The organism is Streptococcus australis, from assembly GCF_901543175.1.
In the GTDB taxonomy this organism is placed as follows: Bacteria; Bacillota; Bacilli; order Lactobacillales; family Streptococcaceae; genus Streptococcus; species Streptococcus australis_A.
In genome coordinates this window covers 533044-554257 of the sequence record NZ_LR594040.1, presented here as the reverse complement: position 1 = coordinate 554257, position 21214 = coordinate 533044, and the positions used below count along the sequence as shown (strand labels likewise).

Here is a 21214-nt window from a genome sequence, read left to right as displayed (position 1 = left end):
CGCAGAACTGTTTTATAATATAAAAAGCGGTGGACACCGCTTTTAGTCTATTTTAGTAACATTTAGCATGAGTGAACTGGTCAAAACAGATACAGAGCTAAAGGCCATGGCAAGACCTGCCAGTTCTGGGTTGAGCACCAGACCAATACCTGAAAAAATTCCAGCTGCAATCGGAATTCCGATGACATTGTAGATAAAGGCCCAGAATAGATTGAGAAGAATTCGATTGAAGGTTTTCTTGCTCATATCAAAGGCGCGAACAACTCCTGTCAGGTCGTTGCGTGTCAGAACAATCCCTGCTGACTCAATGGCAATATCGGTTCCTGCGCCCATGGCAATCCCCACATCCGCCACACTGAGGGCTGGCGCATCATTGATACCATCTCCGACAAAGGCTACCTTACCAGCCTCTTGCAGTTGATGGATTTCATGGGCTTTTTCTTCTGGCAAGACACCAGCAATGACCTCTTCGATGCCGATCTGATCTGCAATGGCACGCGCCACGCCAGCATTATCTCCTGTCAGCATAACTGTTCGGAGACCACGTTTTTTCAGCTGATTGATGGCGAGTTTGGCATTTTCCTTGGGAATATCTTGCAAGGCAAGCAAGCCTTTGATTTCATTGTCAACAGCCAAGTACACAACTGTCTTAGCTTCTTTTTCCAGTTCTTTAAGTTTTTCCTGATAAGCGCTCGAAATATCCATGCCATCTAGCATTTTAGCATTTCCAAGCAAGACTTGTTTCCCATGGATTTGCCCTGAAACACCTTTTCCATGAAGGGCTTGGAAATTTTCTACAGTATGAAACTCAAGTCCAACTTCAGTCGCTCGCTTGACAATGGCTTGAGCCAATGGGTGTTGAGAGGCTTCTTCCAAAGAAGCCGCCAAGCCTAATACTTCTGTCTCATCACCAATGATATCAGTGACCACAGGTTTTCCTTCCGTCAAAGTCCCTGTCTTATCAAAAACAATAGTTTGGACTTTCTGAATTTCCTGTAAGACCGTTCCATTTTTAAGAAGAACTCCCATCTTGGCACTACGGCCAGTTCCCACCATGAGAGCTGTCGGTGTTGCGAGTCCTAAGGCACAAGGGCAGGCGATAATCAAAACTGCTACCCCATAAAGTAGAGAGGTCACAAAGCTAGCCTCAAGCAAGACAAACCAAATCCAAAAAGTCAGAATCGCTAAAATGACAACTGCTGGGACAAAAATTCCTGAAATTTTATCCGTCAAATCCTGAACCGGAGCACGGCTGGTCTGGGCTTTCTTCACAAAGTCTACAATCTGTGCCAAAACAGTCTCTGAGCCAACTTTTTCTGCTCTAAAAACAAGCGTTCCGCTATTATTGATGGTAGAGCCAATGACAGTATCTCCAACTGTTTTGTCTACCGGCAGACTCTCACCTGTCACCATGGATTCGTCAATACTGGACACACCTTCCACTACGACACCATCAACCGCAATCTTTTCACCGGGACGCACTCGAATCAGGTCGCCTACCTGAACTTGGTCCAAGGGAACTTGAACATAGCTATCTTCACGTAAGACTTCTGCTGTTTTAGCCTGCAAATCCAGTAGTTTCTCCACAGCTTGGGAAGTATTTTTTCGCATTTTCTCCTCAAAAACGGCTCCCAAAAGAACGAAGAAGAGGATAAATCCAGCACTTTCAAAGTAAACAGGGAGTCCAGTAAAGAGGGCAACTAGACTATAGAGATAGGCTACTAGAGTTCCCAGCGCCACCAAGGTATCCATGTTGGCATTGTGCTTTTTAAAACTAGCCCAAGCACTTTGGATATAAGGACCACCTGCTACTAGCATAATGGGTGTTGTGGCTAAAAAGGTGCCCCAACGCATGACTTGGTGACTAATTCCTCCTGTCGACATCCCAATCATGATAATCACAAGAGGCACAGTAAAGATACTAGTAATCCAAAAACGTTGCAAAAGTGACAAAGATTTTCGAGTCTTCTCAACTACGGTATAACTTCCCTTTTGCATCTTCATACCACATGAGAATTCATGCTCACCCAACTCTTGAGGTGTAAAACGAATTGTCTTCTCTTCATCTACGCCGATTGGTTCCAAGATGCCTTCTTCTTCAAACAGAATTTCCTTATAACAGTTTGAAGGAGTTGTACGATGAAAGGTCATTTCAGCGGGAATTCCTTTTTGAAGCTGGATGTGGGCTGGATGATAGCCTTTTTCAGCTGTGATTCGGATTTTTTGAATGCCATTTTCTAGGCTTGCTTTTGCAATTTCTGTCATAATGTTCTCCTACTCTACAATCATCTTGCCGTGCATCATGTTCATACCACAAGAAAAGCCAAACTCTCCAGCCTGCTCAGGCGTGATTTCCACTACATACTCTTCACCCATTGGCAGGTCCGCATGCACTCCAAAGTCTGGAAAAACAATCCGATCCAGACAGGGTGATGGATCCTTGCGGTCAAAGACAATGCGGGCTGGCACTGATTTTTTAAGAATAATCAACTCAGGAGTATAGCCTCCCATGACTTCCACCCGAATCTCTTGGTAGCCCTTTTTTTGCTGGGCCTTTTGTCCAGATTTTTCAGGCTTTTTGAAAAACCAGAACCAGATAAACACGATAAGGGCAATACAAACAATGGTTACAATACTATTTAACATGACATCTCCTTTACATACAATTACATCTTACTTCAGCAACTGCGCTGGCTTTTTTCTCAGAAATCACAGCTTCCAAGTCTGCCAAATCAGCCTGAGTAAAATCACATTCGACAATCAAGTCAGCCACCAACTGCTTTATCCTACGGGAGCAAACCTTGTCTTTGATATCTTGGACAAGCAGGTCTCGACTTTGGTCTAGAGTTAAAAGGGCTGAATAGACAAAGGACTTGCCCTCTTTTTTTCTAGTCAGGCACTCTTTCTCTACTAATCGAGCCAAAAGAGTCTGAATAGTTGATTTAGACCAGTCAAACCTTTCCGCCAAAACCCTGATCAAATCCGTACTGGTCTGTTCCCCCTGCATCCAAATAATCTTCATAACCTGCCATTCTGCATCTGAAATCTGCATCAGCACACCTCCAAAATCTACATTTGTCAATTACAATTATCAGTATACCCTCAAAATCTACATTTGTCAATTATAAAAATTGATTTTTATATAACACTAAAAATATTAAACACATTCCAAAACATCAAAAACCTCCACACTCAGTGGAGGCAATCTGTTTTATCAATACAACTTCAAATCACGTGAATCAACTGGGAAGCTTGGGTTGTATGGGTTGTGGCGAAGTTTGAAGTGTTTGACATCTTCAATAGTCTGAGTTCCAGACAATTGCATGACTGTCTTCAATTCCGCATTCAAGTGTTCAAAGACTTGACGCACACCGACACTACCACCGAGAGCCAAACCATAGATGACAGGGCGACCAATAGCTACCAAGTCTGCTCCTGAAGCCAAGGCTTTAAAGACGTGCTGACCGCGACGAACACCAGAGTCAAAGACGATTGGCACACGTTTATCAACTGCTTCTGCTACTTCTTGAAGTGAGTCGAAGGCAGCTGGTCCACCGTCGATTTGGCGACCACCGTGGTTGGTCACCCAGATACCAGAAGCTCCTGCAGCAAGCGAACGTTCAACGTCCTCACGGCATTGTGGCCCCTTGACATAAACAGGAAGTCCTGAGTATTCAGCGATAAATTCTACATCTCGTGGAGATAGGCGTTGTTTAGCTGATTTGTAAACAAAGTCCATTGATTTTCCAGCACCTTCTGGCAGGTATTCTTCAACAATCGGCATGCCAACTGGGAAGACAAAACCATTACGCTTGTCCACCTCACGATTGCCCCCTACAGTTGCATCTGCCGTCAAGACAATCGCTTTGTAGCCTTCAGCCTTCACACGGTCCATGATGTGGCGGTTGATCCCGTCATCCTTACTAAAGTAAAATTGGAACCAATGAGGTGTCCCTTGAAGGGCTTCCGTAATTTCTGGAAGGTCTACAGTAGAGTAAGAGCTGGTTGTATAGAGGGAACCGAACTCATGCACACCACGAGCAGTCGCCACTTCACCCTGTTCATTTGCCAATTTATGAGCCGCAACAGGCGCCATAATGATTGGTGAAGACAGTTTTTCACCTGCAAATTCAATCTCTGTACTTGGATTTTCAACATCACAAAGAGTATGAGGAACGATGAGTTTGTGGTTAAAGGCGCGAATATTCTCACGTAAAGTAAAAGTATCTTCCGCCCCACTAGCGATATAGCCAAATGCTGCTTTAGGAATAACTTGTTGCGCCATTGGCTCCAAATCATAGGTATTGATGAAATCTACAGGTCCTTCTGCATTGCTTGTTTTGTATGACATAAAATGTCCTCCTTGATAAGTAAGCGTTTACTTTTTATCTTACTTAAACATCTTAACTCTTTTTTATGCTGTTTTCAAAAAATTTGTCTGGAAATTTCAGAAAGATTATGGCAATGATAAAAAATCCTTATAACGGCAATAAAAAATAGATATTATCCAAAGGAGATTTTAAGTGCTACAATAATTGTATTATTTCTATATGGGAGGTTTTATTTTTGGATTGGTCCATTGTTGAACAATATCTACCACTATATCAAAAGGCATTCCTTCTAACCTTGCATATTGCAGTTTGGGGAATTTTAGGATCCTTCCTGCTCGGTTTAATCGTTAGTATCATCCGGCATTATCGAATTCCTGTTTTGGCGCAAGTAGCTACAGCCTACATTGAATTGTCGCGTAATACGCCCCTTTTGATTCAACTCTTCTTTCTCTACTTCGGTCTTCCCCGAATTGGGATTGTCCTATCTTCAGAAGTCTGTGCCACTTTAGGACTGGTCTTTTTAGGAGGCTCCTATATGGCAGAGTCTTTCCGAAGTGGGCTGGAAGCTGTCAGTCAAACCCAGCAGGAGATTGGATTTGCCATCGGTCTGACACCTCTACAGGTCTTTCGCTATGTGGTTCTACCACAAGCAACAGCGATTGCTCTACCGTCTTTTAGTGCCAATGTCATTTTCCTCATCAAGGAAACCTCTGTTTTCTCAGCAGTGGCTTTGGCCGACCTCATGTACGTCGCCAAGGACTTGATTGGGCTCTACTATGAGACAGACATTGCGCTAGCTATGTTGGTAGTTGCTTATCTGATGATGCTTCTCCCCGTCTCACTAGTCTTTAGCTGGATAGAAAGGAGGCTCCGCCATGCAGGATTCGGGAATTCAAGTACTCTTTCAGGGAAATAATCTCCTGAGAATCATACAGGGGTTGGGCGTTACGATTGGAATATCCGTCCTGTCTGTCCTCTTATCCATGATGTTCGGAACAGTCATGGGAATTGTCATGACCTCCCATTCTAGAATCGTACGATTTTTAACACGATTGTATCTGGAATTCATCCGTATCATGCCCCAACTGGTGCTACTTTTCATCGTTTACTTTGGCTTGGCTCGAAACTTTAACATCAATATCTCAGGTGAGACTTCAGCTATTATTGTTTTCACTCTCTGGGGAACAGCTGAAATGGGGGACTTGGTACGTGGAGCTATCACTTCCCTTCCTAAGCATCAGTTTGAAAGTGGACAGGCGCTCGGCTTGACTAATGTTCAACTTTACTACCACATTATCATCCCACAAGTCTTGAGAAGGCTGCTTCCGCAAGCCATCAATCTTGTCACTCGGATGATTAAAACGACTTCCTTGGTTGTTTTGATTGGGGTTGTTGAAGTAACCAAGGTTGGACAACAAATCATCGATAGCAATCGCTTGACTATCCCAACCGCTTCCTTTTGGATTTATGGAACCATTCTGGTCTTATATTTTGCAGTCTGCTTCCCTATTTCCAAACTATCCACTCACTTAGAAAAACATTGGAGGAGCTAAATGTCTGAAATTATCTTAGAAATCAAGGAACTAAAAAAATCCTTCGGAGACAATCCCATCCTCCAAGGACTTTCTCTAGATATCAAAAAAGGGGAAGTTGTGGTTATTCTGGGGCCATCTGGTTGTGGGAAAAGTACCCTGCTTCGTTGCCTCAATGGCTTAGAAAATATTCAAGGTGGAGATATTCTTCTGGATGGTCAGTCTATCGTTGCAAATAAAAAAGATTTTCACCTCGTTCGCCAAAAGATTGGCATGGTCTTTCAAAGTTATGAACTCTTTCCCCATCTGGATGTCCTTCAAAACCTCATCCTAGGTCCTATCAAGGCACAAGGACGGGACAAGAAAGAAGTAACTGAAGAAGCCCTGCAATTACTCGAACGCGTCGGACTACTTGATAAAAAAGACAGTTTTGCTCGCCAATTATCTGGTGGACAGAAACAACGAGTGGCGATTGTCCGTGCCCTTCTCATGCATCCAGAAATTATCCTCTTTGACGAAGTAACGGCTTCGCTGGATCCAGAAATGGTGCGTGAGGTTCTCGAACTCATCAATGATTTGGCACAAGAAGGGCGCACCATGATTCTGGTAACCCACGAAATGCAGTTTGCCCAAGCTATTGCAGACCGCATTATCTTCCTCGACCAAGGGAAAATCGCTGAAGAAGGAACGGCTCAGGAATTCTTCACCAATCCACAAACCAAACGAGCACAGGAATTTTTAAACGTATTTGACTTTAGCCAATTTGGCTCATATTTATAAAGGAGATTCTTATGAAACTACTCAAACCATTCTTAACTGTTTTGGCACTTGCATTTGCCCTTATCTTTGTCACAGCTTGTAGCTCAGGTGGAAGCTCTAATGCTTCATCAGGTAAAACCACTGCCAAAGCTCGAACTATTGAAGAAATTAAAAAGAGCGGTGAACTTCGAATTGCCGTATTTGGAGACAAGAAACCTTTTGGTTATGTAGACAACGACGGTTCTTACCAAGGTTACGATATCGAATTGGGAAACCAATTAGCACAAGACCTTGGTGTGAAGGTTAAATACGTTTCAGTCGATGCAGCCAACCGTGCTGAATACTTAATTTCAAACAAGGTTGACATCACCCTTGCCAATTTTACAGTCACTGACGAACGTAAGAAACAAGTTGACTTTGCCCTTCCATACATGAAAGTTTCACTCGGTGTTGTTTCACCTAAAGATAAGGTCATCAAAGACGTTAAAGAATTAGAAGGCAAAACCTTGATTGTTACAAAAGGAACGACTGCTGAAACTTATTTTGAGAAAAATCACCCAGAAGTAAAACTCCAAAAATATGACCAATATAGTGATGCCTACCAAGCCCTTCTTGACGGACGTGGAGATGCCTTCTCTACTGACAATACTGAAGTCCTAGCTTGGGCTCTCGAAAATAAAGGGTACGAAGTAGGAATTACTTCTCTCGGTGATCCAGATACCATTGCACCAGCAGTTCAAAAAGGAAACCAAGAATTGCTTGACTTCATCAATAAAGACATTGAAAAATTGGGCAAGGAAAACTTCTTCCACAAGGCCTATGAAAAAACACTTCACCCAACCTATGGTGACGCTGCTAAGGCAGATGATTTAGTGGTTGAAGGTGGAAAAGTTGACTAATACTTTCCGAAAATAAAAAGAAATCAGGTAATCCTAGTGACTACCTGATTTTCAATATTTTAGGCATTTTGCCAATTTTCTTGGTCTTCTTTAAAGCGTTTTAAGAGAGCCAATCCCTCTGGTGTGATATAACCTTCTTCTTGAGCTAGGTGGATGAGCTCGCTGTAGTTTGAGAGAGTCACCAGTTTGACACCAGCATCCGCAAAATTCTTATCGGCTTTTGCTAGTTGATAGCTAAAAATAGCTACTACACCGAGAACATCGGCTCCTTCGCGTTTGGCAGCAGTCACTGCCTCGAGAACAGAACCACCAGTTGAAATCAAATCTTCGACAACGACCATCTTTTGACCTTGAGCCACACGGCCTTCGATTTGGTTTCCTGCTCCATGGTCTTTTGGTTTACTACGGATATAAGCAAATGGTAGATTCATCTTGTCCGCGATGATAGCTCCATGTGGAATCCCTGCTGTCGCTGTACCAGCAATGACTTCTACCTCTGGAAAGGCTGCTTTAATAGCTTCTACAAAACCATTTTCAATCAAAGTACGGGTTTCTGGATAAGCTAGCGTTACACGGTTATCCGTATAGATCGGTGACTTGATCCCAGATGCCCAAGTGAAAGGCTCTTCTGGTTTGAGATAAACCGCTTGAATTTTCAATAGATGGCTAGCAATGTCTCTAGCAAGTGTCATGGTATACTCCTTCTTATCCTTAAATCTATAATCAAATACGCTTTAGACCCAATCGCGTGTCCATTCTTCCTTGATAGCATGGTAGGCTGCTACAGGGTCTGCTGCCTGTGTGATAGGACGGCCTATTACAATGTAGTCACTACCGATTTGATAGGCTTGACCAGGGGTCACTACGCGTTTTTGATCCCCTGCTTCAGCACCTGCTGGTCGAATCCCTGGTGTCAAGCAGATAAAATCTTCGTTTGTCGCCTCCTTGATGAGTTGGGCTTCTTGGGCTGAGCAAACCACTCCATCCAATCCAGCTTCAGCTGTTTTCTTAGCATAGTGAATCACTGATTCCTGCAGACTAGTTTGGATATTTTGACAGTCTTGCATCTGCTCTTCGGATGTTGAGGTCAATTGGGTCACCGCGATAAGAATCCCTTGATCACCAAGGCCTTCACGCGCAGCCTGCATCATTTCAAGTCCACCTGCAGCCTGAACATTGGTCATATCGACACCCAGACTTGACAAGATTTTCATTGTTGACTTGACCGTATTTGGAATATCATGCAACTTGAGATCCAAAAAAACACTATGTCCCAATGATTTCAAATAACGAACAACCTCTGGACCTACTGCATAATAGATTTCCATTCCTACCTTGACATAGAGTTTTTCCTCTGCTGGAAAAAGGGCTAAAAATTCTTTGGCTTCCTCGAAACTTGGAAAATCCAGAGCAATGACCGGGCGACTCTCACGCATTCTTTTCTCCTATTCTTTGCTAACAGTCCATTGCTCAAAAAAGGAACCTGCTAGCAGCTAGGTTCCACGAAAAACGGGTAGTCTCCACCCTTTCACTGTCTAACCTTAGCTGCCTCTCTGGACTGCTTTAAAAGTTTTCTACTATTCTATTATTTATAACGACACTTGTCAAGTAAAAACTGAAGATTCTTATTCTTGTTTCTTTTCTTCAGCTTTTTTTTCTTCCTGTTTTTTCTTCTCCGCTTCTTTAGCTTCTTGTTTAGCTTTTTCCTCTGCTTCTTCCAAAAGTTTATCCGCTAGGCTCGTACTATAGATTCCAGCTTCCATATCAATAAAACTCGGTTCTGCTAGTTGTGGCTTAATTTTGCTGTAATAAGGCAATTTTTTACTCAACTCTGACAAGGGAACCAATATTTCATCTGTATCCAGCATGGTAATTTTTAGGAGATCTGCAGTTACTTTGCTAGGGGCTAGTTCGATTTTCTGTATTTGACTCTTTATGTCCTCACTGATGCTAGAAAGACCCGCGATCAGATCCTTCACCTGCTGCTCATCGTTAAAGGTAACTGTTAGGTAGGTCTCAGGCAGGTTCAAAAGGTTGACAGGGCTTGAGTCAATTGTTCCACTAGACAGGATTGGATAATGGTCTTCACCTGTCACATAGTAGCCAACAATCTCAAACTCTTTGACTTCAATCGTAAAGTTTGTTGGAAATTTGTAGTCAATCTTTGCTGACTCTATCCAGTGATTCGACTTGATCTTCTCAGCGTGCTTGTCCTTGTTCAACAACAAAGACAAGGTATAGTCACTATCCTGAATGCCAGAAAGCTGTTTAATGTCATCCGCTTGAGTCTGGACATTTCCCTTAACCTCGATATGCTTGAGCGTTGAAAGAGGAGTCAAGAGATAGATAGAAAGGAGGAGAACCAGAACACTCGGCACCAAGATACTAACTGCCCTCCAAATATGAACGGGAGCAATTTTCGGCTTAGCAGGTTTTTCTGGCTTTTCTTTTTTCTTCTTCTCTTTCTCTTTTTTTACTTCGCTGTCTTCCTTTTGAGCTTTCTCATCTTTCTCGGAAGGTTTCTGGCTTGGGCTTACGGCTTCCTCATCTGAATCAGTAGAGGATTTCTTAACCTCCCCCAATAGCTTAGAGTTGGCCTCCTTCCGAGCTTGTTTTTCCTTTTCCTTCTCCGCAGCTAGAGCAGCTTCCTCCTCAGCCTTCTTTTTCAGGTATTCTTGGTTCCGTTTCTGCCATTCAGACAGTTCTTGTTTCTGGTTTGATTCTTTTTTCTTATCCTTTGACATTGGTTTTCCTTATGATAAGTCTTTTCTTAGTAGGGCATAAAAATCATCAAGAGATTTCAATTCAGTTGAAGCCCTCATACTAGCTTGGTATTGATCCTTGTGACTAAGCAAGTGACTGACTTTCTCCTCCAAGCTTTCCAAGGTCAATTCTGTCTCTTGGAGTTCTGCTGCATAACCCTTTTTAACAAAATAGGCAGCATTTTCAATCTGGTCTCCTCGGCTCGCCTCACGTCCAAGAGGAACAATGAGATGGAGTTTAGCCATAGCCAAGAGCTCAAAAATCGTATTGGCTCCACCACGTGTAACTACCACATCCGCCATCGCCATCAAAGGTTGATAGAGTTCCGTCACATAGTCGATACGGAAGAGATTTTGGCTCAACTCATTAAGGCTAGAATCTCCTGTGAGGTTAATAATATTGTAGCGTTCTGTCAGTTCTTTCTGATGGTCTGTTACCAGTTGGTTAAAAACACGAGCACCTGCAGAACCACCGACGAAAAGGAGCGTAGGTAATTTGGGATTAAAGTGAGTTTGGATATCCACCAATTCGTCTGGTTCTGGCGTCTCTTGGCCTGTCACCTTGGTCACTGCCCCCACATGCTCGACTTTTGCAAGACTAGCAGGCTGCTCAAAGGTTGAGTACATTTTGGTCGCAAATTTGTAGGCGATTTTATTGGCCAAGCCCATGGATAGGTCTGATTCGTGGATAAAGACAGGTACTCTTGACACACGCGCTGCGATGACAGGCGGTACAGAGACAAATCCTCCTTTAGAAAAGAGAGCCTGCGGACGAACTCTTAGCATGATAAAGAGGGATTGGACGATACCCCAGGCAACTTTAAAGATATCCAACATGTTTTGCCAGGAGAAGTAACGACGCAATTTTCCAGTCGCAATGGAATGGAAGGTGACATCTAGACCCGACTTGAGGATTTCTTGGTGTTCGATCCCATGCTTGTCACCGATATAGTGAACTTCCCAACCATCTTCGATAAACTTGGGCATTAACAAAAGGTTAAGGGTGACGTGTCCAACTGTTCCCCCACCTGTAAAAACTATTTTTTTCATATTATTCCTTTAACTCCGCGACTGTGTCGATAAAGAGGTCGCCACGTACTTCAAAGTTAGCATACATATCCCAGCTAGCATTGGCAGGACTGAGGAGAACCACATCTCCTTCTGCCGCAAGCTCATAGGCCTTGCGAGTCGCATCTGCAATATCAGTCGCATCCACATAAGCCACACCAGCCTTATTCGCAGCACGTTTGACCCGTTCTGCTGACTGACCAAGGATGACCATTTTCTTGAGTCCAGTAATATCTGGCACTAGCTCGTCAAATTCATTTCCACGGTCCAAACCACCTGCAATCAAGATGACCTTGCTGTTGTCAAATCCTGACAAGGCTTTCTGCGTTGCCAAGATATTAGTTGATTTACTGTCGTTATAAAATTTGACACCCCTAATTTCATCTACAAACTGGAGACGGTGCTTCACGCCACCAAAGGCTGACAGGGTTTCTTTGATGGTTTGATTGTCCACGCCACGGAGTTTGGCTGCTGCGATCGTCGCAAGGGCATTTTCCACATTGTGACTACCTGGAACACCGATTTCATCCGCTGCCATGACTGCTTCGCCACGGAAGTAGAGCAGACCGTTTTCTAGATAAGCTCCATCAACCTTTTCCTTTGTTGAAAAAGGTACAACCGTAGCCTCTGTTTTTGTAGCCAAGTCTTTTGCCAAATCTTGGTTAAAATTCAAGACAAGGAAGTCAGTTGCTGTCATATTCTTCTGGATGTTCCACTTGGCAGCCACATATTCTTCAAAAGAGCCATGATAATCAAGGTGGCTAGGCATGAGATTGGTAATGACCGCAATCTCTGGATGGAACTCTTGAATTCCCATTAGTTGGAAGGAAGATAGCTCCATGACAAGGGTATCCTTGTATGTCGCAGTTTGAGCAACCTGACTGGCTGGATAGCCGATATTCCCTGATAAGAGACCATGTTGACCAGCAGCAGTCAAAACTTCCCCAATCATGGTCGTTGTGGTCGTTTTTCCATTTGAACCGGTAATACCAACAATCGGTGCTTCTGAAATCAAGTAAGCCAACTCCACCTCAGTCAAGACTGGAATTCCCTTGGCCAAAGCCTTCTCAATCATGGGATTGCTATAAGGAATCCCTGGATTTTTCACCATCAGAGCAAAATCTTCATCCAAGAGCTCCAAAGGATGCCCTCCAGTGACAACCTTGATCCCCTCTTCTAACAGACTTTGCGCAGCTGGATTTTCTTCGAAAGGCTTACCGTCATTAACAGTGACAATAGCACCCAACTTGTCTAACAAACGGGCTGCAGACTCACCAGACTTAGCCAAACCTAAAACAAGGACTTTCTTATTTTTAAATTGATCGATTACTTTCATGTCTCAAACTCCATTTCTACTCCTACTATTTTACCATTTTTATGGAAATAATACTAAACGAAAATGCTCCAGTCCTCATTCTACCATAGAAAAAGAGAGCCGTAGCTCTCATTTCTTTTATCTTCTTTTACCCTTTTTTACAGGCATGAGTGTAATGTCTCTCAAGCTAAAGTAGGCAAGGGCCAGCATGGCGATTGTGACAAAGAATTCTGTCGGTAATTGGAAGATTTGCAAGATGGACAACATCAGCAAAATCAAAAGTGCAACAGCTACAAAGACCAAGATAACGATGTTGACTGTTCCTTTGATACTTTGGGGTGTCGCAAATACATAGAGTAGTAATAAGAGTATCCCTATGATTAAATAGACCATCTTTATCTCTTTCTAGCTGTTACTCAGCTGATTTTTTCTTTTTGTTGGCTTTCTCACGCTCTGCCTTGTTGAGGATTTGCTTACGCAAACGGATGGACTCAGGCGTTACTTCCATATACTCATCGTCGTTCAAAAACTCAAGTGACTCTTCGAGGGTCAAGATACGAGGTGTCTTGATAACCGCTGTTTGATCCTTAGTAGCTGAACGGACGTTGGTCATTTGTTTGGCCTTGGTGATATTAACTGTCAAGTCATTTTCACGAGAGTTTTCACCGATGATCATTCCTTCGTAAACCTCAGTACCTGGGTTAACAAAGATCGTACCACGCTCTTCGATCGACATGATTGAGTAAGTTGTTGCCTTACCAGCATCAATGGAAACGAGGGCACCACGGTGACGACCACCAATTTCACCTGGAATAAGTGGCAAGTATTGGTCAAAGGTATGGTTCATGATACCGTAACCACGAGTCATGGACAAGAACTCAGTTGAGTATCCGATCAAACCACGCGCTGGAACAAGGAAGACCAAACGAGTTTGACCATTACCAGTTGAAATCATATCCAACATTTCACCCTTACGTTCAGAAAGGCTTTGGATAACAGATCCTTGGTATTCTTCTGGAGTATCGATTTGCACGCGCTCAAATGGTTCACATTTAACACCGTCAATCTCTTTTACGATAACCTCTGGACGAGACACTTGAAGCTCATAGCCTTCACGACGCATGGTTTCGATAAGAATTGACAAGTGCAATTCTCCACGTCCTGAAACGGTCCATTTATCTGGTGAGTCTGTAGGCTCAACACGAAGAGAAACGTCTGTTTGCAATTCTGCTTGCAAGCGTTCTTCTACCTTACGAGAAGTCACCCATTTCCCTTCACGACCTGCAAATGGTGAGTTGTTGACCAAGAAAGTCATTTGAAGCGTTGGCTCATCGATGTGTAGGATTGGAAGAGCCTCAACTGCATCTGTTGGTGTGATGGTTTCACCAACAAAGATGTCTTCCATACCAGAAACGGCAATCAAGTCACCAGCTTTGGCTTCTTGAATTTCACGACGTTCCAAACCAAAGAAACCGAAGAGTTTTGTTACACGGAAGTTCTTGGTTGTACCATCTAGTTTAGAAAGGGTAACTTGGTCACCAACCTTAACTGTACCACGGAAGATACGTCCGATACCGATACGACCTACGAAGTCATTGTAGTCCAAGAGTGATACTTGGAATTGAAGTGGCTCATCAGAGTTGTCTACTGGAGCTGGGATATGTTCAATGATGGTATCAAAGATTGGCGCCATTGTCGCTTCTTGATCTGCAGGATCATCAGACAAGGAAGATGTTCCGTTGATAGCTGAAGCATAAACAACAGGGAAATCAAGCTGGTCATCGTCTGCACCGAGCTCGATAAAGAGTTCCAAAACTTCATCTACAACTTCAGCCGGACGAGCAGATGGTTTGTCGATTTTGTTGATAACAACGATTGGGACAAGGTCTTGTTCCAAGGCTTTTTTCAATACGAAACGGGTTTGTGGCATAGTCCCTTCATATGAGTCTACGACCAAGACAACACCGTCAACCATTTTCATGATACGTTCCACTTCTCCACCGAAGTCCGCGTGTCCTGGTGTGTCCATGATGTTGATACGAGTTCCGTTGTATGCAACGGCAGTATTTTTCGCAAGGATGGTAATTCCACGCTCTTTTTCGATATCGTTTGAGTCCATAGCGCGCTCTGCCAACTCTGTACGAGCGTCCAATGTTGAAGATTGTTTCAACAATTCATCAACGAGGGTTGTTTTCCCGTGGTCAACGTGGGCAATAATGGCTACGTTACGGATATCTTCTCTTAATTTTGTCATGATTTCCTCTGTAATATTTAAAATTTATTTTCTAACTGAGCAATTATACCACATTTTCAGTCAAATGACATAACTCAAGCAAGTGTAAATGTTTTCACTTTACTTTTCTCACCATGTCATCCCTTTTCAAAGTCAGAGACTTATGATAAGATAGGCTGGTATGCGTTTAGATAGATTATTAGCCCAAGAAAAGATCAGTCGCAAGGCTATGAAACAGGCTCTGTTAAAAAAAGAAATCCTAGTGGACGATTGTCCAGCTCGCTCCCTCGCTCAAAATGTCGACACTGGATTGCAAAAATTAGTCTTTCAAGGAAGGCAAATCCAAGGCTACGAGCACAACTACCTCATGCTTCATAAGCCAAACGGAGTCGTTACAGCTAGCAAGGATAAGAACCTACCAACCGTCATGGACCTCCTTTCACCTGACATCCAGTCTGACCAGATCTATGCTATCGGCAGATTAGACCGCGATACGACAGGACTGCTCCTTTTGACAGACAATGGACCTCTTGGCTTTCAACTCCTCCATCCTCAATATCATGTTGATAAAACTTACCAAGTTAAGGTTAATGGACCGCTCACACCAAACCATATCCAGCAATTTAAAGATGGGATTGTCTTTTTAGATGGAACCATCTGCAAACCTGCCAAACTAGAAATTCTATCCGCAAGTCCTGCAGAGAGTCATGCCTCCATCACCATTTCAGAAGGGAAGTTTCATCAGGTTAAAAAAATGTTTCTCTCAGTTGGTGTTAAAGTGACCTCCCTCAAACGAGTTCAGTTCGGTGATTTTACATTAGACACAGAACTAACAGAAGGTCAATACCGTTCCTTGAACCAGAAAGAGTTACAAATTATTAAAAACTATTTAGAGATGAGTCGATAAAACAAAAAAAGCTTTAAATTTAAAGCTTTTTTGTTTTTTTCTTATCTAAAAAAGATTGCAATGGCTAGAATCCAGTTAAGTACAGAAACTACAATTCCAATGATATTCAGAATTTTTTCTGTTTTATAGGCTATTTGTGACTCTTTTTGATATGAAATAGCCAAGACCAATCCTATGATCCCCAAAATCAGACCTACAATTGGAGATAACAAACCAAGCACGATAGATAGGATACCTAAAATAAGTGAAGGTTTTTTCTTTTGTTGTGAATTCATATTACAAAATCTCCTTAAATTTAATATAAATGATGATACCATAAAATGCTAGCTTTATCTATCATTCGACAGTTTTTAATAAAATATTAGCTCGTCTTGACCTTACCAATCCAAGAATCCAATCCATAAGAAAGTATATAAATATCAGAGAAACCTTGCTTTTTCAGATAGAGGGCTGCATTGGTCACTCGTTGTCCACGTTGGTTTTCGTAGAGAAGGACAGGTTTATCCTTGCGAAGGGCTGCAAGGCTTGACTTCAACTGATTTGAAGGAATATTGCGAGCTCCGAGGATATGTTTTCTGTGAAATTCTGCTGCATCACGGACATCAATCAACTGCCCTTTTCGAATCAAGGCTTCAAATTCTGCATTGTCCACAATCTTAGCCGCACGACGAATACGAAGGTAGTTATACCCCATCCATGCTGCCATCGCTAGTACGATTCCCCACAAAATCCAAATTGTCATAAGTTCTTATCTCCATTTTTCTCTATGTAGTCTAATTCTATCTTGTGCTCTCTACGAAGAACAGCTTCTGCCTCTAGATAGTCTAGCTTGTCCATCAGACCTGCATCATAGATCCGAGAGAGTTCGAGCTTCATCAGTTCAATATCATACAAGCGCTTCCCCACATAGACAATAATGCCAAACTGTTTGAGAAATTGCTGCACATCATAGAATGTTTTCATAGCTTTCATTCTAACAGATTTTAGACTTTTTTTCAATACTGGACCGGCTCTTTCCCCCTATTTTCTTCGTCTTCATTGCCCATTCTTCCGCAAGTATGGTACAATAAAAACATGAGAATTCAACAACTACACTATATTATCAAAATCGTCGAAACTGGCTCTATGAATGAAGCAGCCAAGCAACTCTTTATCACCCAACCCAGTCTCTCCAATGCCGTTCGAGACTTGGAAAATGAAATGGGTATTGAAATTTTTATTCGTAATCCCAAGGGCATTACCTTGACCCGTGATGGGATGGAATTTCTCTCCTATGCCCGTCAAGTTGTCGAGCAAACCCAGCTTCTGGAGGAGCGCTATAAAAACCCTGTCGCCCACCGCGAACTCTTTAGCGTTTCCTCTCAACACTATGCTTTTGTAGTCAATGCCTTTGTCTCTCTGCTCAAGAAAAGTGATATGGAAAAATACGAACTTTTCCTTCGTGAAACTCGGACTTGGGAGATTATCGACGATGTCAAGAACTTCCGTAGTGAAGTCGGTGTCCTCTTTTTGAATAGTTATAACCGTGATGTTTTAACGAAAATGCTGGATGACAACCACCTCTTGGCCCACCATCTCTTTACAGCCCAGCCCCATATCTTTGTCAGCAAGACCAACCCTCTAGCAAAGAAAGATAAGGTTAAACTAGAAGACTTGGAGAACTTCCCTTACCTCAGCTATGACCAAGGGACTCACAACTCCTTCTACTTCTCGGAAGAGATTCTCTCGCAGGAATACCACAAAAAATCTATCGTAGTCAGCGACCGTGCCACCCTCTTTAATCTCTTGATTGGTTTGGATGGTTACACGATTGCAACAGGGATTTTGAACAGCAACCTTAACGGAGACAATATCGTTTCCATTCCACTGGACATTGACGACCCGATTGAACTAGTCTATATCCAGCATGAAAAAACCAGCCTGTCTAAGATGGGCGAACGCTTTATCGAGTATCTACTAGAAGAAGTTCAGTTTGATAGTTGATAAACCATCAGACATATTTTATAATATTTCTTAGAAAATAATGATTGGAGAATATCGTTGAAAAAGTTTATATTGGCAAGTGCTGTTGTCCTTTCAATGGCAGGATTGACCCAAGCACCTATCTACGCAGAGGAAAGCAATGCTAATCCTCCTGCTACCACCGAACAAAGTAACTCTAAGGAAGATAAGAAAGATCTTTCAACTAAAACTGAAGAGGAGGTTGCAACACTTCCAAAAGACAAGGCAAAAGAAGAAGCCCCTAAAAAAGAAGGATGGCAGGAAGAAAACAAGCAGTGGCGTTTCTATGAAAACAATCAGCCTGTCCTCAAATGGAAAAAAATTCAAGATAAGTGGTACTATTTTGACCAAGAGGGAAATCGACTCAGCGATACTATCTTTGATGGCTATATTCTCAATAAAGACGGGGTCATGGTAGAAAATAGTTGGGTGGCTCTTGAAGGGAAATGGTACTATACCAGTGAGTCTGGAAAAATCATCCAGCAAAAATGGAAAAAAATCGGAGGAGATTGGTACTACTTTGACAAAGATGGTGTCATGCTCAGCCAGACAATCGTTGATGGTTATCTCCTTACTAAAAGCGGGGCTATGGCGGACAATGGCTGGGTGAAGGTTGACCAAAATTGGTATTATGTCACACCATCTGGCAGAATTTCGCAAGACAAATGGGAAAAAGTAAACGGTTCTTGGTATTATTTTGACAAAAACGGCGTGATGCTGAGCAAAACGACCGTTGGTGCTTACCTGCTCGGCAGTAGCGGGGCTATGGCGGAAAACTCCTGGGTGAAGATTGATCAAAATTGGTATTACGCTAATGAATATGGGAAATATAGCCAAGACAAATGGGAGAAAATCAAGGGAACTTGGTACGCCTTTGAACAAAATGGAGTTATGCTTTCCAATAAATGGAAAGGAAGCTACTACCTCAAATCTAGTGGAGCCATGGCTGAAAAAGAGTGGATCTTTGATAAGGCCTACAACAGCTGGTTCTATCTAAAAGCGGATGGAACCTATGCGGCTCGTGAATGGATTGGAGCCTACTATCTCAAGTCTGGTGGCTATATGGCCAAGAATGAGTGGATTTACGACGACGATTACAAGGCTCGTTACTATTTGGACGATAGCGGACATTATGTATCAGGGACCTACAAGATAGATGGAAAGGAACATTTGTTCCAAAAATACGGCCAATGGATTTCTGAAGTTTCAACAGAAGGTGGATTTGTAAAAGGTCAATACAGCAAAACCATCTTCCTAGATCCTGGGCATGGTGGTCGAGATTCCGGCGCCTTTTACTACAATGTAGCTGAAAAAGATCTCAACATGCAAATCTACCGCAAACTGCGTAAGAAACTAGAAGAATTAGGTTATACTGTCCTCACATCACGTGACAGTGATATCGATGTTGATTTTAAGACTGAGCGTTCAAGAATGGTAAATAAAACCAACTCTGATATCTTTATCAGTATCCATTTCAATGCTACTGGAAACATTCACTCAAAAGCGAGCGGTATTCAAACCTACTCCTATAGTGATGAACCTGATTATCCAAGCAAGATTAATAAATACTGGCACAACCACCCTGATCGTATGAGTGAAAGCAAACGCCTTGCTGCTGCTATCCACTCCTCTCTTCTAGCAGAAACAGGGGCCAAGGATGCTGGTTTATTGGAAAGTAGCTTTGCCGTACTACGTGAAACAGCTAAACCAGCCGTCCTCCTTGAACTTGGTTATATGGATAACTTCACAGAAAACCAACGTATTCGTGATGATCGATACCAAGATAGACTAGTCGCAGGTATTGTGAAAGGAATCCAAAAATATTACGCTGGTAAATAAAAACAAAGTCTCGAGAAACCTCGAGACTTTGTTATTTGTCTTCTTTTTTATCTTTATCAGGAAAGAGATAGCCAAGTCCTACACAAGCTAGCACTCCTGCACCAATCACCAAACCACTTGAGATTGGCAAAATATCAAAAATAGCATTTGCAATGATAAAGGCAATGATAAGGCACATCAGACTAGCCTTATAGTCTTTTTTCAAAAGATTTTCTAGAGTGAAATAGAGGAATAATCCTACCGGAATGAGTGACCAGAGGTTGACATCCAAACTTGGCCATCCAACATAGCCGAAATACAGTACAACTGCTGCAGCTACTAAAAATACGATTCCCAATAATTTTTTCATTTTTTGTCTCCATTTTCTTTTTTACTGACCTGAGTTGTCTAATACTGACCCCTCACATCCCTTACAAAAAACATTATAACAGAGGGGTTTTTCAAGAACAAGCCCTTTTGTCTATCTGGTCTATATCTCGGTCTAAGTGGTTGAATAGTAGTGATAAAAGAAAAGAAGCTCATTTGAGCTTCTTGATTTTGTCGAGTACAAGAGCAGTTCTGAACTATGATAATCTAAAGGTTGATTCTAAACTAGTTTTTCTTTTCCTTAGACTCTAGAGAAGATTTGATTGCTTCTCGATCAGCTTGCAGTTGAGCTAAGTTCTTTTCTTCTTCCTCAAGTTTACTGGTATCTGGTTTCACACGATAATAAACATCTTCTGGTTTCATTAACATCGCTTCATATTGTTGTCCAGAAAAAAGTCTTTCCTCCACATGATTGCTTTTATCCGTAATCTTTCCATCATCACCAGCTTGCATAACAACCCCACTTGGAACAACAACTACTACAAATCCTCCAGCAACAGAATCTTTTACCCATGCACTGAGAGAAGCTGTCTCAGGGTTACGACTATCTTGACCTTTTGATACCTTTAATCCAACTACAGATTCGTACTTTTGATCATTTGTAAACCAAGTCGCATCTACTTCTCCAGAATTCTTAATGATATATTCATTGCCAGATTGACTACGCCAAGTGCCTTCTAAACTGGACAAATCATTGTTCTTGATTGCTTCAATATCTAGTTTTGGAACAGCAATTTCTTTCTTTAGCTTGCTAACAAGTGCTTCTGTTTCAGTAATCTTGGTATCCAAATCAGCCAGTTGATTCTTGAGTTTTTGAATTTCCTCTTGTTTATCCTTATCAGTCTCATCCGTTTTTCCTTGGCTTGTAGACATTTGACTTGTTGTCTCTGTAGTTGAAACTGAAGACGATGCTTGATTTGACTCTTTCTTTCCAATCAGAGAATATGAGAAAAGACTTACCAAGATGAGAGTAACTAAAACAGCGAGTGCTATGCCAATATAGATTTTTATTTTTTTATTTGGAGCCAACTTTAATTCAGACCGCTTACGTCCATTGATCTCTTCAAATTGTCTTTCCCGTTCTTTCTTATTCATAATTTTCTCCTTTTTGATTTATATTCAGCCAAGCTTGCGAGACCTCATTCGTTACTATCCATGAACTTTTATAATTTTTTAAAAAAATCTAAGCAAAAATTTCTAGA

General features: G+C 42.1%; 23 protein-coding genes. 7 read left to right on the top strand and 16 right to left on the bottom strand.

Features of this window, described 5'->3' with window-relative positions; all coding sequences use genetic code 11:
• Nucleotides 1–42: 42 nt before the first annotated feature.
• From FGK98_RS02815 to lctO, 4 genes are all read right to left on the bottom strand, one after another.
• Entirely contained in the window at nt 43–2265 is a 2223-nt protein-coding gene (locus tag FGK98_RS02815; RefSeq protein ID WP_138099936.1) for a heavy metal translocating P-type ATPase, read from the bottom strand.
• A 9-nt stretch (nt 2266–2274) separates the two neighbouring features.
• Nucleotides 2275–2646, bottom strand: coding sequence for a cupredoxin domain-containing protein (locus FGK98_RS02810; protein ID WP_138099935.1), 372 nt, complete (start codon nt 2644–2646; stop codon nt 2275–2277).
• A 10-nt stretch (nt 2647–2656) separates the two neighbouring features.
• Nucleotides 2657–3052, bottom strand: a complete 396-nt coding sequence (locus tag FGK98_RS02805; RefSeq protein WP_138099934.1) for a CopY/TcrY family copper transport repressor — start codon at nt 3050–3052, stop codon at nt 2657–2659.
• A gap of 162 nt (nt 3053–3214) precedes the next feature.
• Nucleotides 3215–4351: an L-lactate oxidase gene (gene lctO, locus FGK98_RS02800; protein WP_138099933.1), complete on the bottom strand. Its 1137-nt coding sequence runs from the start codon at nt 4349–4351 to the stop codon at nt 3215–3217.
• Nucleotides 4352–4566: 215 nt separating this feature from the next.
• On the opposite strand from lctO, the gene FGK98_RS02795 reads away from it, so the two are divergent.
• The 4 genes from FGK98_RS02795 to FGK98_RS02780 are packed head-to-tail and all read left to right on the top strand — an operon-like array spanning nt 4567 to nt 7521.
• Nucleotides 4567–5247, top strand: a complete 681-nt coding sequence (locus FGK98_RS02795; RefSeq protein WP_138099932.1) for an amino acid ABC transporter permease — start codon at nt 4567–4569, stop codon at nt 5245–5247.
• Nucleotides 5207–5884, top strand: coding sequence for an amino acid ABC transporter permease (locus FGK98_RS02790; RefSeq protein WP_138099931.1), 678 nt, complete (start codon nt 5207–5209; stop codon nt 5882–5884). Before FGK98_RS02795 ends, FGK98_RS02790 begins: the two co-directional genes overlap by 41 nt.
• Entirely contained in the window at nt 5885–6643 is a 759-nt protein-coding gene (locus tag FGK98_RS02785) for an amino acid ABC transporter ATP-binding protein (RefSeq protein WP_138099930.1), read from the top strand. It begins immediately after the preceding gene.
• 11 nt (nt 6644–6654) lie between these two features.
• A complete protein-coding gene (locus FGK98_RS02780) occupies nt 6655–7521 on the top strand; it encodes a cysteine ABC transporter substrate-binding protein (protein WP_138099929.1) in 867 nt (288 codons plus the stop codon).
• A gap of 59 nt (nt 7522–7580) precedes the next feature.
• On the opposite strand, the gene pyrE is transcribed toward FGK98_RS02780, so the two are convergent.
• The 7 genes from pyrE to typA all read right to left on the bottom strand — a co-directional run bounded on the left by pyrE (nt 7581) and on the right by typA (nt 14920).
• Nucleotides 7581–8213: an orotate phosphoribosyltransferase gene (pyrE, locus tag FGK98_RS02775; RefSeq protein WP_138099928.1), complete on the bottom strand. Its 633-nt coding sequence runs from the start codon at nt 8211–8213 to the stop codon at nt 7581–7583.
• 42 nt (nt 8214–8255) lie between these two features.
• Nucleotides 8256–8957 carry an orotidine-5'-phosphate decarboxylase gene (pyrF, locus tag FGK98_RS02770; RefSeq protein WP_038804435.1) on the bottom strand — a complete coding sequence of 234 codons (702 nt, stop codon included), beginning with the start codon at nt 8955–8957 and terminating at the stop codon, nt 8256–8258.
• 189 nt (nt 8958–9146) lie between these two features.
• Nucleotides 9147–10265: a cell division protein FtsQ/DivIB gene (locus FGK98_RS02765; RefSeq protein WP_138099927.1), complete on the bottom strand. Its 1119-nt coding sequence runs from the start codon at nt 10263–10265 to the stop codon at nt 9147–9149.
• A 9-nt stretch (nt 10266–10274) separates the two neighbouring features.
• Complete coding sequence (locus tag FGK98_RS02760; protein ID WP_138099926.1) at nt 10275–11333, bottom strand: UDP-N-acetylglucosamine--N-acetylmuramyl-(pentapeptide) pyrophosphoryl-undecaprenol N-acetylglucosamine transferase; 1059 nt, start codon at nt 11331–11333, stop codon at nt 10275–10277.
• Between the two features lies 1 nt (nt 11334).
• Nucleotides 11335–12687, bottom strand: a complete 1353-nt coding sequence (gene murD / locus FGK98_RS02755; RefSeq protein WP_138099925.1) for a UDP-N-acetylmuramoyl-L-alanine--D-glutamate ligase — start codon at nt 12685–12687, stop codon at nt 11335–11337.
• A gap of 117 nt (nt 12688–12804) precedes the next feature.
• Nucleotides 12805–13059, bottom strand: coding sequence for a DUF3165 family protein (locus tag FGK98_RS02750; protein WP_138099924.1), 255 nt, complete (start codon nt 13057–13059; stop codon nt 12805–12807).
• A gap of 19 nt (nt 13060–13078) precedes the next feature.
• The gene (gene typA / locus FGK98_RS02745; RefSeq protein ID WP_138099923.1) at nt 13079–14920 is read right to left on the bottom strand and encodes a translational GTPase TypA; all 1842 of its coding nucleotides are present in this window, start codon (nt 14918–14920) and stop codon (nt 13079–13081) included.
• A 160-nt stretch (nt 14921–15080) separates the two neighbouring features.
• On the opposite strand from typA, the gene FGK98_RS02740 reads away from it, so the two are divergent.
• Nucleotides 15081–15806: a pseudouridine synthase gene (locus FGK98_RS02740; protein ID WP_138099922.1), complete on the top strand. Its 726-nt coding sequence runs from the start codon at nt 15081–15083 to the stop codon at nt 15804–15806.
• A 41-nt stretch (nt 15807–15847) separates the two neighbouring features.
• On the opposite strand, the gene FGK98_RS02735 is transcribed toward FGK98_RS02740, so the two are convergent.
• The 3 genes from FGK98_RS02735 to FGK98_RS02725 all read right to left on the bottom strand — a co-directional run bounded on the left by FGK98_RS02735 (nt 15848) and on the right by FGK98_RS02725 (nt 16778).
• Nucleotides 15848–16081: a DUF4190 domain-containing protein gene (locus FGK98_RS02735; protein ID WP_138099921.1), complete on the bottom strand. Its 234-nt coding sequence runs from the start codon at nt 16079–16081 to the stop codon at nt 15848–15850.
• An 86-nt stretch (nt 16082–16167) separates the two neighbouring features.
• A complete protein-coding gene (locus tag FGK98_RS02730; protein ID WP_138099920.1) occupies nt 16168–16548 on the bottom strand; it encodes a rhodanese-like domain-containing protein in 381 nt (126 codons plus the stop codon).
• Nucleotides 16545–16778 carry a YqgQ family protein gene (locus FGK98_RS02725; protein WP_002874361.1) on the bottom strand — a complete coding sequence of 78 codons (234 nt, stop codon included), beginning with the start codon at nt 16776–16778 and terminating at the stop codon, nt 16545–16547. The genes FGK98_RS02730 and FGK98_RS02725 overlap by 4 nt, the downstream gene beginning before the upstream one ends.
• Nucleotides 16779–16880: 102 nt before the next feature.
• Between FGK98_RS02725 and FGK98_RS02720 the strand changes: the two genes are divergently transcribed.
• On the top strand, nt 16881–17789 hold the full coding sequence (locus FGK98_RS02720) for a LysR family transcriptional regulator (protein WP_131200132.1): 909 nt from the start codon (nt 16881–16883) through the stop codon (nt 17787–17789).
• A gap of 57 nt (nt 17790–17846) precedes the next feature.
• Entirely contained in the window at nt 17847–19646 is a 1800-nt protein-coding gene (locus FGK98_RS02715) for an N-acetylmuramoyl-L-alanine amidase (RefSeq protein ID WP_138099919.1), read from the top strand.
• Between the two features lie 31 nt (nt 19647–19677).
• Here the strand turns inward: FGK98_RS02715 and FGK98_RS02710 are convergent, their stop codons facing one another.
• Complete coding sequence (locus tag FGK98_RS02710; RefSeq protein ID WP_138099918.1) at nt 19678–19995, bottom strand: hypothetical protein; 318 nt, start codon at nt 19993–19995, stop codon at nt 19678–19680.
• Nucleotides 19996–20237: 242 nt separating this feature from the next.
• On the bottom strand, nt 20238–21107 hold the full coding sequence (locus FGK98_RS02705; RefSeq protein ID WP_138099917.1) for a DUF6287 domain-containing protein: 870 nt from the start codon (nt 21105–21107) through the stop codon (nt 20238–20240).
• Nucleotides 21108–21214 lie beyond the last annotated feature (107 nt).